Origin of the sequence: Lysinimonas soli, from assembly GCF_042655435.1 — a bacterium.
Lineage (GTDB): Bacteria > Actinomycetota > Actinomycetes > Actinomycetales > Microbacteriaceae > Lysinimonas > Lysinimonas soli.
Window position 1 is genome coordinate 1 of record NZ_JBHSMG010000004.1, and the last position, 16365, is coordinate 16365.

Here is a 16365-nt window from a genome sequence, read left to right on the forward strand (position 1 = left end):
GGGGGGGGGGGGGGGGGGGGGGCGGGGGCGGGGGGCGGGCTACCCCAGCGCGCGCAGGCGGGGGGCGAGGTCGCGCTCGAACAGCGTCAGGAAGCGCCGCTGGTCGTGCCCGGGGGCGTGGAACACGAGGTGGTTGAGCCCGGCATCCACGTACTGCTTGATCGACGCGACCACCTCGTCGGGATCGGAACCGACGATCCAGCGCTTGGCGATCTGCTCGATCGGCAGGGCATCCGCCGCGTTCTCCATCTCGATCGGGTCGGTGATCGAGTGCTTCTGCTCGGCGGTCAACGACAGGGGCGACCAGAACCGGGTGTTCTCGAGGGCGACATCGCGGTCGGTGTCGTACGACAGCTTGATCTCGATCATCCGGTCGATCGCCTCGACGTCTCGGCCCGCCTTCTCGGCGCCCTCCTTGACCGCGGGGATGAGCTGCTCGGTGTAGAGCTCCATGCCCTTGCCCGAGGTGCAGATGAAGCCGTCACCGGCACGCCCCGCGTAGCGGGCCACGACGGGGCCGCCCGCCGCGATGTAGACGGGGATCGGGACATCCGGTCGGTCGTAGATGCTCGCGTCGACCGTGGAGTAGTACTCGCCCTCGAAGGTCACGCGGTCGCCGGTCCAGAGCTGGCGCATGAGGTCGACGGACTCGCGCAGCCGGGCGAAGCGCTCCTTGAACTCGGGCCACTCCCCCGTCCAGCCGGTGGCGATCTCGTTCAACGCCTCGCCGGTGCCGACCCCGAGCATGATGCGACCCGGGTACAGACATCCCATCGTCGCGAACGCCTGCGCCAGCACCGCCGGGTTGTAGCGGAACGTCGGCGTCATGACGCTCGTGCCGATCTGGATCGTGCTCGTGCGCTCCCCGACCGCCGCCATCCAACTGAGCGAGAACGGCGCGTGCCCGCCGGCGTGCCGCCAGGGCTGGAAGTGGTCGCTAGTGGCCACGCTCTCCATGCCGTGCGCCTCGGCCGCGACCGCGATCTCGACCAGCTCACGCGGGTCGAACTGCTCTGCTGAGGCCTTGTATCCGAGTTTCAGGGGCATGGCTTCATTCTTTCAGGTCGGGATGCGCGTGGTGCCGGCGAGCGGAGCGGGGTCGGGGCGCGGGAGGCGTCAGGGCGCGGGCGGGCCTGCGAGCTCGGATGCGCGCCCCGCGACCCCGTCGGCGTAGCCGCGCTCGTATCCGGCCCGGTCCGCCTCGTCGCTGCCGAGCCGGAACATGTCGAGCTCCGCGGCCCGGACAAGGCGTCGTGCCCCCGGCGCATCCACCCCGGTCACGTAACGCCCGAGTCCGCGCACGACGGCGACCGGTCGCCCGCCCGCCTTGCCCTTCACGAGGTCGGCGGCCCCCGCCAGCTCATCGGCGATCGCCGGGACCGTCACCTCGAGCGTGCGCCCCTGTGCGTCGGTCGAGCCGCGCAGGTCGTCCACGACCATCAGGCCCGCGGCGCCGATGGCCACGTCGGTCTGGCCGTCCCGCCATGGGCGGCCGAAGGTGTCGCTGAGGATCACGCCGAGCGCCACGCCGAGCCGCTCGCGCAGGGCGGTCGCCAGGGCGCGAGCCGAGGCATCCGGATCGACGGGAAGCAGCGCGATCATTCCCTCGGGCACGTTGCTGGCGTCGACACCGGCGGCGGCCATGACGAGTCCCACATGCGTCTCGACGATGCGGGTCGTTCCGCCGGAGTGACGGCGCGAGGCGACGAGGCGACGGGTCTCGGCCGTGATGGCGTCTTCTCGATCGGCGGCGTGGATCAGCCGCCCCTCGGCCTTCGAGACGACCTTGCTGGTGACGACGAGGATGTCGCCCTCGATCACCCGCCCCGCCAGCACGTCGCCGAGCACGGCGGCCAGGTCGTCGCCGGGCCGGATCTCGGGCAGGCCGTCGATCGCGAAGATCGTGACGGCGTCGGCCGGGGCGGCCCCGTCGAGAGCACTCACCGGGTGACCTTCGGCATCGCCTCAGCCGCAGCGAGGCTCTCCAGCATCATGTGCGTAGCCGCGGCTAGCCGCGGTCCTTCTGAAGGTAGTCCGCGACCGCCCTCGGCACGTACGGGGCGACATCGCCGCCGAGCGAGGCCACCTGGCGGACCAAGGAACTGGACACGTGAGCGTGGGCGGGGTCGGGCAGCATGAAGATCGTCTCGACGCCGGCCAGGTCGCGGTTCACGATCGCCATCGGGGTCTCGTAGGCCACATCCACCTGCGAGCGGATGCCCTTCACCAGCACGCTCGCGCCGACGTCGGTGCAGTAGTCGACCAGCAGACCCACGCTCCAGCTGGTGACCAGGATGTTCTTGGCCGCACCGGATGCCGCGATGGAGTCCTGCAGCAGCGACACGCGCTGTGCGATCGGCAGCAGGGCGGTCTTGCCCGGGTTGTGAACCACAAGCACGTGGATCTGATCGAAGATGCCCGCCGCCCGCTCGATCACATCGAGATGGCCGAGAGTGACGGGGTCGAACGACCCGGGAACGACCGCGATCCTGCTCATGCACTGAGACTATCGGGCGCGTCCTGGGCGAACCATCCGACCGCCGGGTTGTCGACGTGCTCGCGTCAACCCTTCGCCAGGAAGGCCGCCTCGGCGGCGTCCAATCGGGCGGCGAGGGCCCGTCGCAGCGCCGGGTGCTCGGCGAGGTCCGGGTCGGAGTCCAGCACCGCGCCCGCCAGCACCCGCGCCTCGGCGATCAGCTCGCCGTCGCGGGCCACCCGCAGCAGCTTGAGCGAGGAGCGTCCGCCGGACTGCGCGCGCCCCAGCACGTCGCCTTCGCGTCGCAGCTCGAGGTCGACCTGGGCCAGCGCGAATCCGTCGAGCGTCGCCGCCACGGCATCGACCCGTTCGCGCGCCGGGGTCTCGAGTGCGGCCCGCGTGACGAACAGGCAGAGCCCGGGCACGCCGCCGCGTCCGACGCGACCGCGGAGCTGGTGCAGCTGCGCCACTCCGAAACGGTCGGCGTCGAGCACCACCATCGTCGAGGCGTTGGGCACGTCGACCCCCACCTCGATCACGGTCGTGGCCACCAGCACGTCGATCTCGCCGGCGGCGAAGGCGCGCATGGTCGCATCCTTCTCATCGCTCGACATGCGCCCGTGCAGCGGCTCGATGCGTCGGCCCGCGAAGAGCGGATCGGCGCGCAGCTGCTCGAGCACGGGGAGCACGGCGGCGACGGGGCCGGCGGGGCTGTCGTCGGGGGTCGCATCCGGATCGCCCTCCTCGACGTGCTTGGCGTCGATCGCAGGGCACACCACGAAGCCCTGGCGGCCCTGCGCGAGCTCCTCGCTCAGACGCCCCCAGATCCGCGACTCCCACCCCGGATGCTCGGCAAGCGGCACGACGAACGACTCGATCGGCGAGCGCCCGGCCGGGAGTTCGGCGATCGTCGAGATGTCGAGGTCGCCGAAGACCGTCATCGCGACCGTGCGCGGGATCGGCGTCGCCGTCAGCACGAGCACATGCGGCGCGGCGCCCTTCAGCCGCAGGGCCTCACGCTGGTCGACCCCGAAGCGGTGCTGCTCGTCGACGACGACGAGTCCGAGTTCGGCGAAGCTCACCGTGTCGCCGATCAGGGCGTGCGTTCCGACGACGATCGAGGCGCTGCCGGATGCCGCGGCCAGAAGGGCGCGCCGCCGCAGCGCCACCGGCAACTGACCCGTCAGCAGCGTCGGACGCAGCCGCGCGGCGAGGTCCGGGCCCAGCGCCGCCGTCAGCGACCGCAGGTGCTGCGCCGCCAGGACCTCGGTCGGCGCCAGGAAGGCGGACTGGCCGCCGGAGTCGGCCACGGCGAGCATGGCGCGCAGAGCCACGAGCGTCTTGCCCGAACCGACTTCGCCCTGCACGAGCCGGTTCATCGGGGCGCCGTCGGCCAGGTCGCGTTCGATCTCGGCGCCGACCGTCAGCTGGTCGTGGGTGAGGGTGAAGGGCAGCCGCTCCTCGAACTCGGCCGAGAACCGGCCCGGCGCTCGGGAGGTCGCGGCCTGGGAGCGACGTTCCGCGCGCTGCTGGAGCAGCGCCGCCTGCAGCACGAACGCCTCCTGGAAGCGCAGGGCGTCGTGCGCGCGACGCCAGTCGGCATCCGTCGCAGGGCGGTGCACCAGTTCGATCGCCCGGCGGAAGTCGAGCAGCCCGCGATCGCGCCGCACCTCGTCGGGCACCGGGTCGTCGAGCGGCGGCAGCACGTCGAGCAGCACCTCGATCGCCTTGGCCAGCTGCCAGCTCGCCATCGTCGAGGTCGCGGGGTAGATCGGGATGGGCTGCTCGGCCCACTGCCGGGCCGCCTCGGGATCGCTCGGGTCGGCCGCGGCGAGCGCGGGGGCGTCGTCGGCATCGGGGTCGAACAGCTCGTAGTCCGGATGCGCCAGCTGGCGCGCACCGCGGTACTCGCCCACCTTGCCCGCGAAGATGCCGCGCACACCCGGCCGGAGCTCGCGAGCGCGCCACGCCTGATTGAAGAAGGTCAGGGTGAGGTGCGCGCGCCCATCGCTGATGACAACCTCGAGGATGGTGCCGCGCTTGGCCCGCATGGGGCGCTCCGTGGCGCTGCGCACCTCGGCCACGATCGTCACGCTCTCGTCGAGCTGCAGTTCGCTGATCGCGGTGAGCTCGCCGCGGCGCGCGTACCGGCGCGGATAGTGGCCGAGCAGCTCGGCGACGGTGGTGTACCCGAAGCCCTTCTCGATCGCCTGGGCCGTGCGCCCGCCGAGCGCCGTCGACAGGCGCAGCTCGAGCGGAGCTGCTCCCGCGAGGTCAGGCGTTGGCACGAGTCGAGGCTACCGTCGGCCGGCGATACGGCCGGGCGTGGGAGCGTGCCGGCAGCTACAGCCAGCCCTTGCGCTTGAACACGAGGTAGAGGATCAGACTGCCCACCAGCATGAGACCCAGGGCGAAGGGGTAGCCGAGCATCCAATGCAGCTCGGGCATCACCTTGAAGTTCATGCCGTAGATGCCCGCGATCAGGGTCGGCGCGAACAGGATCGCCGCCCAGCCGGAGATCTTGCGGGTCTCCTCGGCCTGGCGGTTGCTCGCCGCACTGAGCGCCTGGGCCTCCTCGCTCTGTCGCTGGGCGACGAGCGAGGTGTTCACGGCCAGGATGTCGCGCAGCAGCAGGCGGAACTCCTCGACACGCTCCTTGGCCTGCACGACGTGATCGGCGACATCCCGCAGATATTGCTGCAGGATGTCGCCGACATAGCCGTCGGCGAACCCCGACGAGAGCGTGTCGATGATGCCGATGAGGGGCGACACGGCGCGCTCGAACTCGATGACCTCCCGGTTGAGCTCGTAGATGCGGCGCGAGACCGCGGCATCCCCGTCGAACACCTGGGTCTCGATCTCGTCGACGTCGTTGGCGACGCCCTCGACGACCGGGCCGTAGCCGTCGACGACGGCATCCAGGATCGCGTAGAGGATCGCCTCGGCACCCTCGTCGAATGCGCCCGGCGTGGTCTCCATGCGCTTGCGCACCACCGAGAGGTCCGGTGATTCGGCGTGCCGCACGGTGATGACGAAGTTGGAGCCGCTGAAGACATGCAGCTCGCCGAACTCGACGCTCTCCGTCGCATCGATGTAGTGCGCCGCCTTCAGCACCATGAACAGCGTGTCGCCGTAGCGCTCGATCTTGGGTCGCTGGTGCGCGTGCACGGCGTCTTCGATCGCGAGCTCGTGCAGGCCGAACTCGTCGGCCAGCTCGGCCAGCTCGTCGGCGCTGGGGCGGTAGAGCCCGATCCAGGCGATCGCATCCGGATGCGCGGCGAGGGTCGCGAAGGTGCCCGCGAGGGTCGCGGGGCTGTCGATCTTCACGCCCTTCTGGTACACGGCGTTGTTGACGAGGCCCGTGGCTCGACCGGGTGTCGAGCGGGTCAGGGTGGATCGGGCGGCCGACGTCGCGGGCGGCACCGCCTCGACCGGGGTCGCGGACCCGTCGGGGCTCGGGGCTGCGTCGGCGGCGGCCGTGGGCGTCGTGCGGGGCTTCGCGCCGAGCAGACGCACGCGGGGAAGCTTCGGGCCGGAGGGGGTGGACACGGGGGAATCGTAGCGCCGCCGGGATGACGCTCTCTGAAGGCGGGGGCAGCGCGTGGCGGCCGGCCGGCTCCGCGGCACCGCTCCAGTACCGTGGGCACATGACGCGCATCATCGGCGGCTTCGCCGGGTCGATCCGGTTGACCGTCCCGGCGTTCGGCACCCGCCCGACGAGCGACCGGGTGCGCGAGGCGATCTTCTCGGCTCTCGAGGCGCGCGACGCGATCGACGGGGCCCGCGTGCTCGACCTCTACGCCGGATCCGGCGCCTTGGGGCTCGAGGCAGCCTCCCGTGGCGCGGCGCACGTGACCCTCGTCGACCGGGCGACCGCGGCGACCCGGGTCGCCCACGACAACGCCGCCGCCGTCCGCAAGGCCGCGCCCCGGGGCAAGGCCCCCGAGATCATCGTCTCGAGCCAGCCCGTGCAGTCCTTCCTGGGCGGCGCGACGGGCGTCTGGGATCTCGTCTTCCTCGATCCGCCCTACGAGTTGGGCGGCTGGGAACTGGCGCACACCCTCGAGGCGCTCGGCCCACGACTCGCTCCGGATGCCGTGGCCGTGCTCGAGCGCTCCGCCCGCGACCCCGCCCCCGCCTGGCCGTCGGGCCGACACGGACTCGAGCTCGAGCGCCGCAAGGACTACGGGGACACCGCGCTGTACTGGCTCCGGCCCCGATCGAACGATGACGCCGACGCGAGCGCCGACGCGGCACCGAAGGGCGACGCGCCCTCAGGTCAGCCCGACCCGCCGTTCCAGTCGGCGTAGGGATCCCAGCCGCCCCGCGCCTCATACGGCACGCCGTCGACGAGCACCCCGGCGACCCCCGGGGAATCGACCGCACGCACATGCCCGATCGGGCGGAAGTCGCCGGGCAGCTCGGTCCCGGGCGGGAAGGTGGCCAACAGTGCGTGGTCCTCTCCCCCGCGCAGCACCTGCTCGGCTCCGACCTCGTCGTGGTCGCCTTCCAGGGCGAGGCCCGCGATCCCGATCGCCACGCCGTCCAGATCGATCAGCACGCCGCTCGCCGCCGCCAGCCGTCGCGCGTCGAGCGCGAGGCCGTCGCTCACGTCGAGCATCGCGGTCGCCCCGGCGAGCGCAGCACGCACCCCGTCGGCCAACGGCGGGCGGGGGGTCAGCTGCGCGGCCAGCTCGGCGCCGTGGGCGTGCCGGAGGGCGGCGACGCGGCCCGCATCCGGATGCCCGTCCGCGTCGACCGCGTGCGCGAACAGCAGGGCGATCCCCTGGGCCGCGAGCCCCAACGCCCCCGAGACCGCGACGATGTCGCCCGCTCGGGCGCCGGAGCGCAGCACGGGCGCCCGGCCCTCCAGGTCGCCGAAGGCGGTCACGGCGATGACGAGGGTGTCCGAGACCGAGAGGTCGCCGCCGACCACCCCGGTGCCCGGGGCCAGCTCGGCGCACGCCTCGCGCAGTCCGTCGGCGATCCCTTCCAGCGTCGCGGCCGGGGTCTCGGACGGAGCGACGATCGCCACCACCAGGCCGGTCGGGCGCGCGCCCATCGCGGCGATGTCCGAGAGATTGGTCGCGGCGGCCTTCCAGCCGAGTTCGAACGGCGTCGACCAGGCCAGCCGGAAGTCGGGCCCGTGCACCATCGTGTCGGTCGTGACGACGTAACGACCGTCGGGTGCCGCGAGCACCGCGGCGTCGTCGCCGGGACCGAGCAGGGCGGATGCCGCGGCCGGCAGCCGGGGGAAGATGCGCGCGAGCACCGCCGCCTCGCCCAGCGAACCCAGCGTCTCGGATCGCGCGACGCTCGCGGGCTCGCCCCCAGACTGCTCCATGCAGCCCACGCTAGCCTGAAGGCGATGAGAACCCGTCGTGCCGCCGCGGCCGTAGCCCCCGCTCTAGCGGCCGCCGTCCTGTTGACCGCGACGCTGACCGGATGCTCCCCCATCGTCGCGCTCACCCCCGCCACGCACGCCAACGACCCGGCCTGCGCCGACGTGATCGTGCGCCTTCCGCAGACCCTCGAGGGCCTGGCGCGACGGGAGACCAATGCCCAGGCGACCGGGGCGTGGGGCGATCCCGCCCAGGTGCTGCTGCGGTGCGGGGTGACCGAACCGACGGCGTCGGACCTGCCGTGCGTGCAGGTCTACAACACCGACTGGCTGCGCGACGACACCAACGCCCCCAGCTACGTGTTCACCAGCTACGGCCGCACCCCCGCGATCGCGGTCGTGATCGACCAGCGCAAGCTGACGCCCGGCCTCGTGCTCGGCGACCTGGACTCGGTGGTCGCCTTCACGAAGCCCAACGGGCGGGCCTGCTCATCGATCGAGGACTCGCTGGGAAGCACTGCGACGCCCGGCCCGACTCCCACACCCACTCCGACCCGCTGAGGGGCCGGCCCGCTACCGCTCGGTCGCCAGCCCGAGCGTGATCAGCTCGTCGATCAGCTCCGGATAGCTCATGCCGCTCGCCAGCCAGCAGGCCGGGAACATCGAGATCGGCGTGAACCCGGGCATCGTGTTGATCTCGTTCACGACGAAGCCGGCCCCGGTGAAGAAGAAGTCGACGCGTGCGAGCCCCGCGCCGCCGATCGCCTCGAAGGCGCGCGCCGCGATCCGCTGCATCTCGGCGAGCTCCTGCTCCCGCAGCTCGGCGGGGCAGACCAGCTCGACGCCCGGTGCGTCACGGTACTTCGCGTCGAAGTCGTAGAACTCACGACCGGTGATCACGATCTCGCCCGCGACGCTCACCCGCGCCGGGGTGCCGTCACGTCCCTGAAGCACGGCGCACTCGAGCTCGCGACCCACGACGGCCGCCTCGACGAGCACGCGATGGTCCTCGTGGAACGCGGTCTCGAGCGCCGCATCCAGATCGTCCCACGACGAGACCTTGGTGACCCCGACGCTCGAGCCGGCCCGCGCCGGCTTGACGAAGACCGGCAGATCGAGGCCGCGCATCCGGCGCTGCCACAGCTCACGATTCGCGGCGAGGTCGGCGCGGGTCACGGTCACCCAGGGCGCGACCGTCACCCCGGCGCCCTCGAGGACCGTCTTGGTGAAGTGCTTGTCCATGCCTAGGGCCGACGCCAGCACGCCGTTGCCGACGTAGGGCAGCCCCACGAGCTCCAGCAGACCCTGGATCGTGCCGTCCTCGCCGAACGGGCCGTGCAGGATCGGGAAGGCGACGTCGACCTCACCCAGGGACGCGGGCACGCCATCCGCCGCCACGACCGTGAACTCGCGGGTGGCGGCCGACTCCGGGACATGCACGCGCGTGCCGTTGTCGACGACCTCGGGCAGCTCCGCCCCCAGCGAGAAGCCGGCGACCGTGGCCGGATCCTGCAGAGTGAACGCGCCGTCGCGGGTGATGCCGATCGGCACGACCTCGTAGCGCTCGCGATCGATGGCCCCGAGCACTCCGCCCGCGGTCGCGCAGCTGATGGAATGCTCGCTGGAACGGCCGCCGAACAGGAGCGCGACGCGGATCATGTGGGCTCCCGGGGGATGTGGATCAGAACGGGGTGGCGAGGATGCGGACCGCCGGCCCCCGAGCCGCCGCGCGTCACTCGCCTTGCGGCTCGTTCGTCTCGGTGGTCAGGTGCGGCGCGATGTCGCGCGGATTCAGCGTACCCGCCAGCACCTCGGCCACCTGGCTGACGATCGGCATCTCGACCCCCATGGATGCCGCCAGCTCGAGGATCGGCGCGACCGAACTCAGCCCCTCGGCCGTCTGGTTCATCTGCGCGATGACCTCGCCGTACGCGTAGCCCTGCCCGAGCAGGCGCCCCGCCGTGTTGTTGCGCGACAGCGGCGACTCGCAGGTCGCGATGAGGTCGCCGAGACCGGCCAGACCCGCGAGGGTCTCGGGGCGTCCGCCGAAGGCGACCGCGAAATCCGTCATCTCGACCAGACCGCGGGTGATGATCGACGCCTTGGTGTTCTCGCCGTAGCCGACCCCGTCGACGATGCCGATGGCCACCGCGATGAGGTTCTTCAGCACGCCGCCGAACTCGGTGCCGATGACGTCGGTGTTGACGAAACTGCGGAAGTAGGGGTTGGTCGCCACCAGCGCGACCTCGGTGGCCGTCGCGAGACTCACCGACGACACGACCGCCGCAGTCGGCTGCTCCTTGGCGATCTCGAGCGCCAGGTTCGGCCCCGAGACGACGGCGACCCGATCGGGCGAGATGTCGAGCTCCTGCACGATGACCTCGCTCATCCGATAGCGCGTGCCCTTCTCGACTCCCTTCATCAGCGAGACGACCGGCACCCCTTCGGGCACCAGCTCGCGCACGATCCGCAGGTTCTCGCGCAGCGACTGGCTCGGCACGCTCAGGTAGACCTGCTCGGCGCCCTCGAGCACCTCGGGCAGACGGGAACTCGATTGGATGCCGCGGGGCAGGTTGATGCCCGGAAGGTAGTCGGAGTTGCGGCGCGACTGCATGATCTCGCGGGCCAGTTCGGGCCGGCGGGCCCAGACCGCGACGCTCGACCCGCCGTCGGCGAGCACCTTGGCGAAGGTGGTCCCCCACGATCCGGCGCCGAGGACGGCGACTCGCATCCTCGTCGGATCGGCAGTGATGCGCGCGTCGGCCATGATCGACACGCTATCGGGTGCGGTGAGCCGGAGTTCCCTCGCCGCTCGGGGTCGCGCGCATCACGACTCCATCGTGCCGAACTCGCTCTGGCCGTGCTCGGAGGGGTCCCAGCGCTCGGCGGGAGCCTTCTCGCCCCGCAGCTGCTCGACCAGCCGGGTGATCTCGGCCATCAGGGCCGCAGTCGCCGACGACAGCACCTCGCCGGTCAGCGGCTTGCCCTTCCACGGGCTCAGGTCCATCGGCTCGCCGATCAGGATGTCGACGGGCTTGCGTGGGAACAGGCTGATCTTCGACGAGTAGCGACCCATGATCTTCTGGTCGCCCCAGTGCGCCGCCGGGATGATCGGCACGTCGTGTTCGAGCGCGATGCGCACAGCCCCCGACTTGCCCCGCATCGGCCACAGCTCCGGGTCGCGGGTCAGCGTGCCCTCGGGGTAGATGACGAGGGCGAGGCCCTCGTCGGTGATGCGTCCGGCCGCCTCGAGCGTGCTGCTCTGGCCCCGCACGGCGCGAGCAACGGGAACCTGCCCCGTCACGCGGAACGCCCAGCCCACGATCGGCAACCGGAACAGACCGGCCTTGGCCAGGTAGCGCGGCACCCGGCCGTGGTGCCACAGGGTGTACGCGGTGACGAGGGGGTCGAAGTTGGTGACGTGGTTCGCGGCGAGGATGAACGCCCCGGTCTTCGGGATCCGCTCGGCGTTCTGCCAGCGGTAGCGCCCCACGAGCAGCAGGAACGGGATGACGATGGCCCCGAACAGGCGCCAGACGGCGGTCTTCTCCGACCGCCTCCCCCGCTTGGGAGGGTGCGCCTGCAGGGGTGTCGAATCGGCGGAGGACGGCTTGCGTGCCGACATCAGGCGGCCGTCCGCTCGTCAGGCAGCTCAGCCCACCAACTCGAACCGCGCCCCGAGAGCCTCGAGCTTCTCGACGAAGTGCTCGTAGCCGCGGCTGATGATCCCGAGGTTGGTCACGGTCGAGCGGCCCTCGGCCGTGAGCGCGGCGATCAGGTAGCTGAAGCCGCCGCGCAGGTCGGGCACACGCACGTCGGCGCCGTGCAGCGGGGTCGGGCCCGTGATGACGGCCGCCTGCTCCAGCTTGCGCCGGGGAACACGGCGGGTCACCGACTCGAGGCCGTCCTGGTGCACGACGATGTCGGCCCCCATCTCGACCAGGGCATCCGTGAATCCGAAACGGTTCTCGTACACCGTCTCGTGCACCACCGAGACACCCTCGGCCTGGGTGAGGGCCACGATGAGCGGCTGCTGCCAGTCGGTCATGAAGCCGGGGTGCACATCCGTCTCGACCTGAACGGGCTTGAGTGCGCCGCCCGGGTGGTAGAAGCGGATGCCGTCCTCGTGCACCTCGAAGGCGCCGCCGACCTTGCGGAACACGTTGAGGAAGGTCATCAGGTCCTGCTGCTTGGCCCCGCCCACGAAGATGTCGCCGCCCGTCGCGAGGGCCGCCGAGGCCCAGCTCGCGGCCTCGTTGCGGTCGAAGATCGCGCGGTGCGTGTAGCCGCTGAGCGTCTCGACGCCCTCGATGAAGATCGTGCGGTTCGGCTCCATCCAGATGATGGCGCCCATCTTCTGGAGGACCGCGATCAGGTCCATGATCTCGGGCTCGATCGCGGCGTTCTTCAGCTCGGTCACGCCGCGGGCGCGCACGGCGGTCAGCAGCACCTGCTCCGTGGCGCCGACGCTCGGGTACGGCAGTTCGATGTTGGCCCCGGTCAGACCGTCGGGGGCCGTGATCCGGATCCCCTCGTAGCTCTTGTCGACGATCGCCCCGAAGGCACGCAGGGCGTCCATGTGGAAGTCGATCGGCCGGTCGCCGATCCGGCAGCCGCCGAGGTCGGGGATGAGCGCCTCGCCGAGCCGGTGCAGCAGCGGGCCGCAGAACAGGATCGGGATGCGGCTCGAGCCGGCGAGCGCGTCGATCTGCGCGAAGTGCGCCCGCTCGACGTTGCTCGGGTCGAGCACCAGAACGCCCTCCTCGGGGCTGGTCACCGCGACCCCGTAGGCGTCGAGCATGCGCGTCACGATCGAGACGTCGCTGATCTGCGGCACGTCCTGCAGGATGCTCGGCGTATCGCCCAGCAGGGCCGCCACCATCGCCTTGGTGGCGAGGTTCTTGGCCCCGCGCACCTCGATCCGGCCGCGCAGCGGAATCCCGCCGTCGATCACGATGCTGTCGGACATGAGTCCCACGCGTTCTCCCGCCTTCTGAGCGTCCTTCGCGAGGTCTGCGACCGAATCAACCACTGGGTACCTTGCCTTGCCTTCCGGATGAGGGTCCGGTTGCCTGTTGAATACGGGCCTGTTCCCGTTGAAAAGGGCTCATGCCCGCGGAGCGCGGGCTGAGCGACTATCGGACCGGCAACGTCGTCGGGCGCCAGCTCTCCCGGCGGCCCTCGAACTCGGTGATCCTCGCCTCGTCGCGCAGGGTCAGCCCGATGTCGTCGAGACCTTCCAGGAGCCTCCACCGAGTGTAATCATCGATCTCGAACGGAGCCACGAGATCGCCGACCGACACGGTCCTGGCCACCAGGTCGACGGTCGCGGACGTTCCCGGGTCGGCCTCGATGAGCTCCCAGAAGCGCGCAACCGTCTCCTCGTCCACAACGCCGGTGAGCAGGCCCTGCTTGCCCGAGTTGCCGCGGAAGATGTCGCCGAAACGCGGCGCGATCACGGCGCGGAATCCGAAGTCGCGCAGCGCCCACACGGCGTGCTCGCGGCTCGATCCGGTGCCGAAGTCCTGCCCGGCGAAGAGCACGGTCGCGCCCTGGTACGCGGGCTGATTGAGGATGAACTCGGGGTCCTGCCGCCACGACGAGAACAGGGCGTCGTCGTAGCCGGTCTTGGTGACCCGCTTGAGGTAGACGGCGGGGATGATCTGATCGGTGTCGACGTTCGAGCGGCGCAGCGGCACGGCGACGCCCGTGATCGTAGTGACCTTGTCCATGACTACGCCTCCGCCTTCTCGAACTGCTCGGCCCCCACCAGGTCCCACGGCGACGAGAGCGTGCCGCGGATCGCGGTGGCCGCGGCCACCAGCGGCGACACCAGATGGGTGCGGCCGCCCTTGCCCTGGCGTCCCTCGAAGTTGCGATTGGACGTCGAGGCGCAGCGCTCGCCCGGGGCCAGCTGGTCGGGATTCATGCCGAGGCACATCGAGCAGCCGGCGAAACGCCATTCGGCCCCGAACTCCTCGAAGATCTTGTCGAGGCCCTCGGCTTCGGCTTCCAGTCGCACGCGCGCCGAGCCCGGGACCACCATGACGCGCACGTGATCGGCCTTCTTCTGGCCCTTCACGATGCCGGCGAAGGCCCGGAGGTCCTCGATGCGGCTGTTGGTGCACGAGCCCATGAACACCGCGTCGACCTTGACCTGCTTCATCGGGGTGCCCGCGGCGAGGTCCATGTACTCCAGGGCGCGCTCGGCGGCGGCCCGGTCGTTGGGGTCGCTGAACGACGCGGGATCGGGGATCGTCTCACTCAACGACACGCCCTGGCCCGGGTTGGTGCCCCAGGTGACGAAGGGCTCCAGCTCGTTCGCGTCGAGGAAGACCTCGGCGTCGAACGCGGCGTCGCCGTCGGTCTTCAGGGTCTGCCAGTAGGCGACGGCGGCATCCCAGTCCTCGCCCTGCGGCGCGTGCGGGCGGCCCTTCAGGTAGGCGTAAGTGGTTTCGTCGGGGGCGACCATGCCCGCGCGGGCGCCGGCCTCGATCGACATGTTGCAGATCGTCATCCGGCCCTCCATCGAGAGCGAACGGATGGCGCTCCCGCGGTATTCGAGCACGTAACCCTGCCCACCACCGGTGCCGATCTTGGCGATCACGGCCAGGATGATGTCCTTCGCCGTGACGCCCGGCCGCAGCTCGCCCTCGACGGTGATCGCCATCGTCTTGAACGGCTTCAGCGGAAGAGTCTGCGTGGCGAGCACGTGCTCGACCTCACTCGTGCCGATGCCGAACGCCATCGCCCCGAAGGCGCCGTGCGTGCTGGTGTGGCTGTCGCCGCAGACCACCGTGATGCCCGGCATGGTGAGCCCCAGCTGCGGGCCGACGACGTGCACGATGCCCTGCTCGATGTCGCCGAGCGGGTGCAGCCGGATGCCGAACTCCTCGCAGTTGCGGCGCAGGGTCTCGATCTGGGTGCGGCTCGTGAGGTCGACGATCGGCCGGTCGATGGCCAGGGTCGGGGTGTTGTGATCCTCGGTGGCGATCGTGAGGTCGGGGCGCCGAACGGGGCGGCCCGCGACCCGCAGGCCATCGAATGCCTGCGGGCTGGTGACCTCGTGCACGAGGTGCAGGTCGATGTAGATCAGGTCGGGGTTGCCATCTTCGCCCTTGGCGACGAGATGGTCGTCCCAGACCTTCTCGGCCAGGGTCTTCGGGGTCGTGCTCATCTGACTGGTCCTTCTTCGTCGTGCCGCGCGGCCTGCTGGCCATGATCGGGCGGCGGTATCTGATCGGCCACCGTCATGCCGGCGACGGCGAACTCCGCGACGAGGACGGCCGAAGGATCAGGCCTCGTCGCGGCAGGGAAGGAGCACGAGTCGTACGGGAAGCATCAACGCAGGTTACCACTGCGCCCGGCGACGCCGCCGGGGAGCGACGCCCGCTCAGAGCTGATGCCGGCGGGATCAGCGCAGCAGCGCGGCCGCGCCGAGATCGACGGCGAGCACGACCGCGCCGATCGAGAGCACGGCGAGGACCGCGACGAGCACGGCCACCGCGATCCGGCGCCGTGTCGTGGGAACCACGGGGATGCGTGGCGCGGAGGCCTCGAGCGTCGCGCCGGACGGACCGGCGCCTCCCCCGCCCGTCGCGTCGAGCTCGCCGTTGCCGCCGGCGTCGCCGCCGACTTCGCTGCCGATCCCCTCATCGACCGGGACTTCGATCGCGGTCGGCTCGGCGCCGAGCTCGCGCTCGACCTGTTGCAGCGCCCGGGCGAACTCCACCGCCGACGAGAACCGGTCATCGCGCCGGGGCGACATGGCTTTCGCGAGTGCCGCCGACAGCGACGACGGCACGTCTTCGCGCCAGATCGGGGTGAGCTGCCCGCGCTGGATGCGGGCGATCAGGTCGGCGGTGCCGTTGGGTCCGCCCGCGACCTCGAAGGGGGTGCGTCCGGCCAGGACCGTGTGGATCGTCGCGGCGAGCGAGAAGACGTCACTGCGCACATCGGGCATGGGAACGTCGACGAACATCTCAGGTGGAGCCCACGGGACGCTGATGCCGATGGTCTCGTCCGTCTCGGTCGCCGCATCCACCCCCGCCGGCCTCCTAGCCGCCGCGACATCGCTCGCGATGCCGAAATCGGCGAGAGCCGGCCAGCCGTAGTCGTTGGTGAGCACATTGGAGGGCTTGATATCGCCGTGCAGGATCCCGAAGGAGTGTGCGGTCGCGACCGCCCCGGCCAGGCGGATCCCGACCCGCAGGGCGTCGACGACCGACAGCGGCCGGCGCTTGTAGCGCTCTGAGAGACTGGGGCGGGAGCAGTACTCCATGACGAGGTAGGGGCGGCCGTCATGGGCGACTCCGGTCTGGTGGATCGTCACGATGTACGGATGCGTCGACAGCCGCGCCATCACGTCCGCCTCTGCCGAGAACGCGGCTCGCTGCCGATGACTGAGGTCGGCAGGCAGCAGCGTCTTCACGGCGACCCGGCGCCGCGGCGACTGCTGCTCGAAGAGGAACACGTCCGAGAAACCACCAGACCCGATCAACCGGTCGACGACGAAGCCGTCGATCACGGGCGGATCCGAAGGTATCCG

Annotated in this window: 15 protein-coding genes; 2 read left to right on the forward strand and 13 right to left on the reverse strand. The window is 71.0% G+C overall.

From position 1 onward, the window contains the following. Positions 1-39: 39 nt before the first annotated feature. The 5 genes from fgd to ACFPJ4_RS13205 form a co-directional block, all read right to left on the reverse strand. Entirely contained in the window at positions 40-1047 is a 1008-nt protein-coding gene (gene fgd / locus ACFPJ4_RS13185) for a glucose-6-phosphate dehydrogenase (coenzyme-F420) (protein WP_386740914.1), read from the reverse strand. A 69-nt stretch (positions 1048-1116) separates the two neighbouring features. Further along, complete coding sequence (locus ACFPJ4_RS13190; RefSeq protein ID WP_386740915.1) at positions 1117-1944, reverse strand: coenzyme F420-0:L-glutamate ligase; 828 nt, start codon at positions 1942-1944, stop codon at positions 1117-1119. 64 nt (positions 1945-2008) lie between these two features. After that, the gene (coaD, locus tag ACFPJ4_RS13195) at positions 2009-2497 is read right to left on the reverse strand and encodes a pantetheine-phosphate adenylyltransferase (protein WP_386740916.1); all 489 of its coding nucleotides are present in this window, start codon (positions 2495-2497) and stop codon (positions 2009-2011) included. A gap of 65 nt (positions 2498-2562) precedes the next feature. Next, positions 2563-4764, reverse strand: coding sequence for an ATP-dependent DNA helicase RecG (locus ACFPJ4_RS13200; protein ID WP_386740917.1), 2202 nt, complete (start codon positions 4762-4764; stop codon positions 2563-2565). A gap of 55 nt (positions 4765-4819) precedes the next feature. Beyond that, complete coding sequence (locus tag ACFPJ4_RS13205; protein WP_386741093.1) at positions 4820-5866, reverse strand: magnesium and cobalt transport protein CorA; 1047 nt, start codon at positions 5864-5866, stop codon at positions 4820-4822. Between the two features lie 257 nt (positions 5867-6123). Between ACFPJ4_RS13205 and rsmD the strand changes: the two genes are divergently transcribed. Continuing rightward, positions 6124-6786, forward strand: a complete 663-nt coding sequence (gene rsmD, locus ACFPJ4_RS13210; protein ID WP_386740918.1) for a 16S rRNA (guanine(966)-N(2))-methyltransferase RsmD — start codon at positions 6124-6126, stop codon at positions 6784-6786. On the opposite strand, the gene thiL is transcribed toward rsmD, so the two are convergent. Then, a complete protein-coding gene (thiL, locus tag ACFPJ4_RS13215; protein ID WP_386740919.1) occupies positions 6756-7820 on the reverse strand; it encodes a thiamine-phosphate kinase in 1065 nt (354 codons plus the stop codon). The two genes, rsmD and thiL, sit on opposite strands and share 31 nt — an antisense overlap. Positions 7821-7844: 24 nt before the next feature. Between thiL and ACFPJ4_RS13220 the strand changes: the two genes are divergently transcribed. Beyond that, positions 7845-8378 (forward strand): DUF3515 family protein, encoded by a 534-nt coding sequence (locus tag ACFPJ4_RS13220; RefSeq protein ID WP_386740920.1) that lies wholly within the window; start codon positions 7845-7847, stop codon positions 8376-8378. A 12-nt stretch (positions 8379-8390) separates the two neighbouring features. On the opposite strand, the gene ACFPJ4_RS13225 is transcribed toward ACFPJ4_RS13220, so the two are convergent. From ACFPJ4_RS13225 to ACFPJ4_RS13255, 7 genes are all read right to left on the reverse strand, one after another. Further along, positions 8391-9476 carry a D-alanine--D-alanine ligase family protein gene (locus ACFPJ4_RS13225; RefSeq protein ID WP_386740921.1) on the reverse strand — a complete coding sequence of 362 codons (1086 nt, stop codon included), beginning with the start codon at positions 9474-9476 and terminating at the stop codon, positions 8391-8393. Between the two features lie 73 nt (positions 9477-9549). Beyond that, on the reverse strand, positions 9550-10584 hold the full coding sequence (locus ACFPJ4_RS13230) for an NAD(P)H-dependent glycerol-3-phosphate dehydrogenase (protein ID WP_386740922.1): 1035 nt from the start codon (positions 10582-10584) through the stop codon (positions 9550-9552). 60 nt (positions 10585-10644) lie between these two features. Next, a complete protein-coding gene (locus ACFPJ4_RS13235; RefSeq protein WP_386740923.1) occupies positions 10645-11442 on the reverse strand; it encodes a lysophospholipid acyltransferase family protein in 798 nt (265 codons plus the stop codon). 27 nt (positions 11443-11469) lie between these two features. Next, a complete protein-coding gene (gene murA, locus ACFPJ4_RS13240) occupies positions 11470-12786 on the reverse strand; it encodes a UDP-N-acetylglucosamine 1-carboxyvinyltransferase (protein ID WP_386740924.1) in 1317 nt (438 codons plus the stop codon). Between the two features lie 166 nt (positions 12787-12952). Then, the gene (leuD, locus tag ACFPJ4_RS13245; protein ID WP_386740925.1) at positions 12953-13549 is read right to left on the reverse strand and encodes a 3-isopropylmalate dehydratase small subunit; all 597 of its coding nucleotides are present in this window, start codon (positions 13547-13549) and stop codon (positions 12953-12955) included. Between the two features lie 2 nt (positions 13550-13551). Then, positions 13552-14994: a 3-isopropylmalate dehydratase large subunit gene (gene leuC, locus ACFPJ4_RS13250; RefSeq protein ID WP_386740926.1), complete on the reverse strand. Its 1443-nt coding sequence runs from the start codon at positions 14992-14994 to the stop codon at positions 13552-13554. Positions 14995-15231: 237 nt separating this feature from the next. After that, positions 15232-16344 (reverse strand): serine/threonine-protein kinase, encoded by a 1113-nt coding sequence (locus tag ACFPJ4_RS13255; protein WP_386740927.1) that lies wholly within the window; start codon positions 16342-16344, stop codon positions 15232-15234. Positions 16345-16365 lie beyond the last annotated feature (21 nt).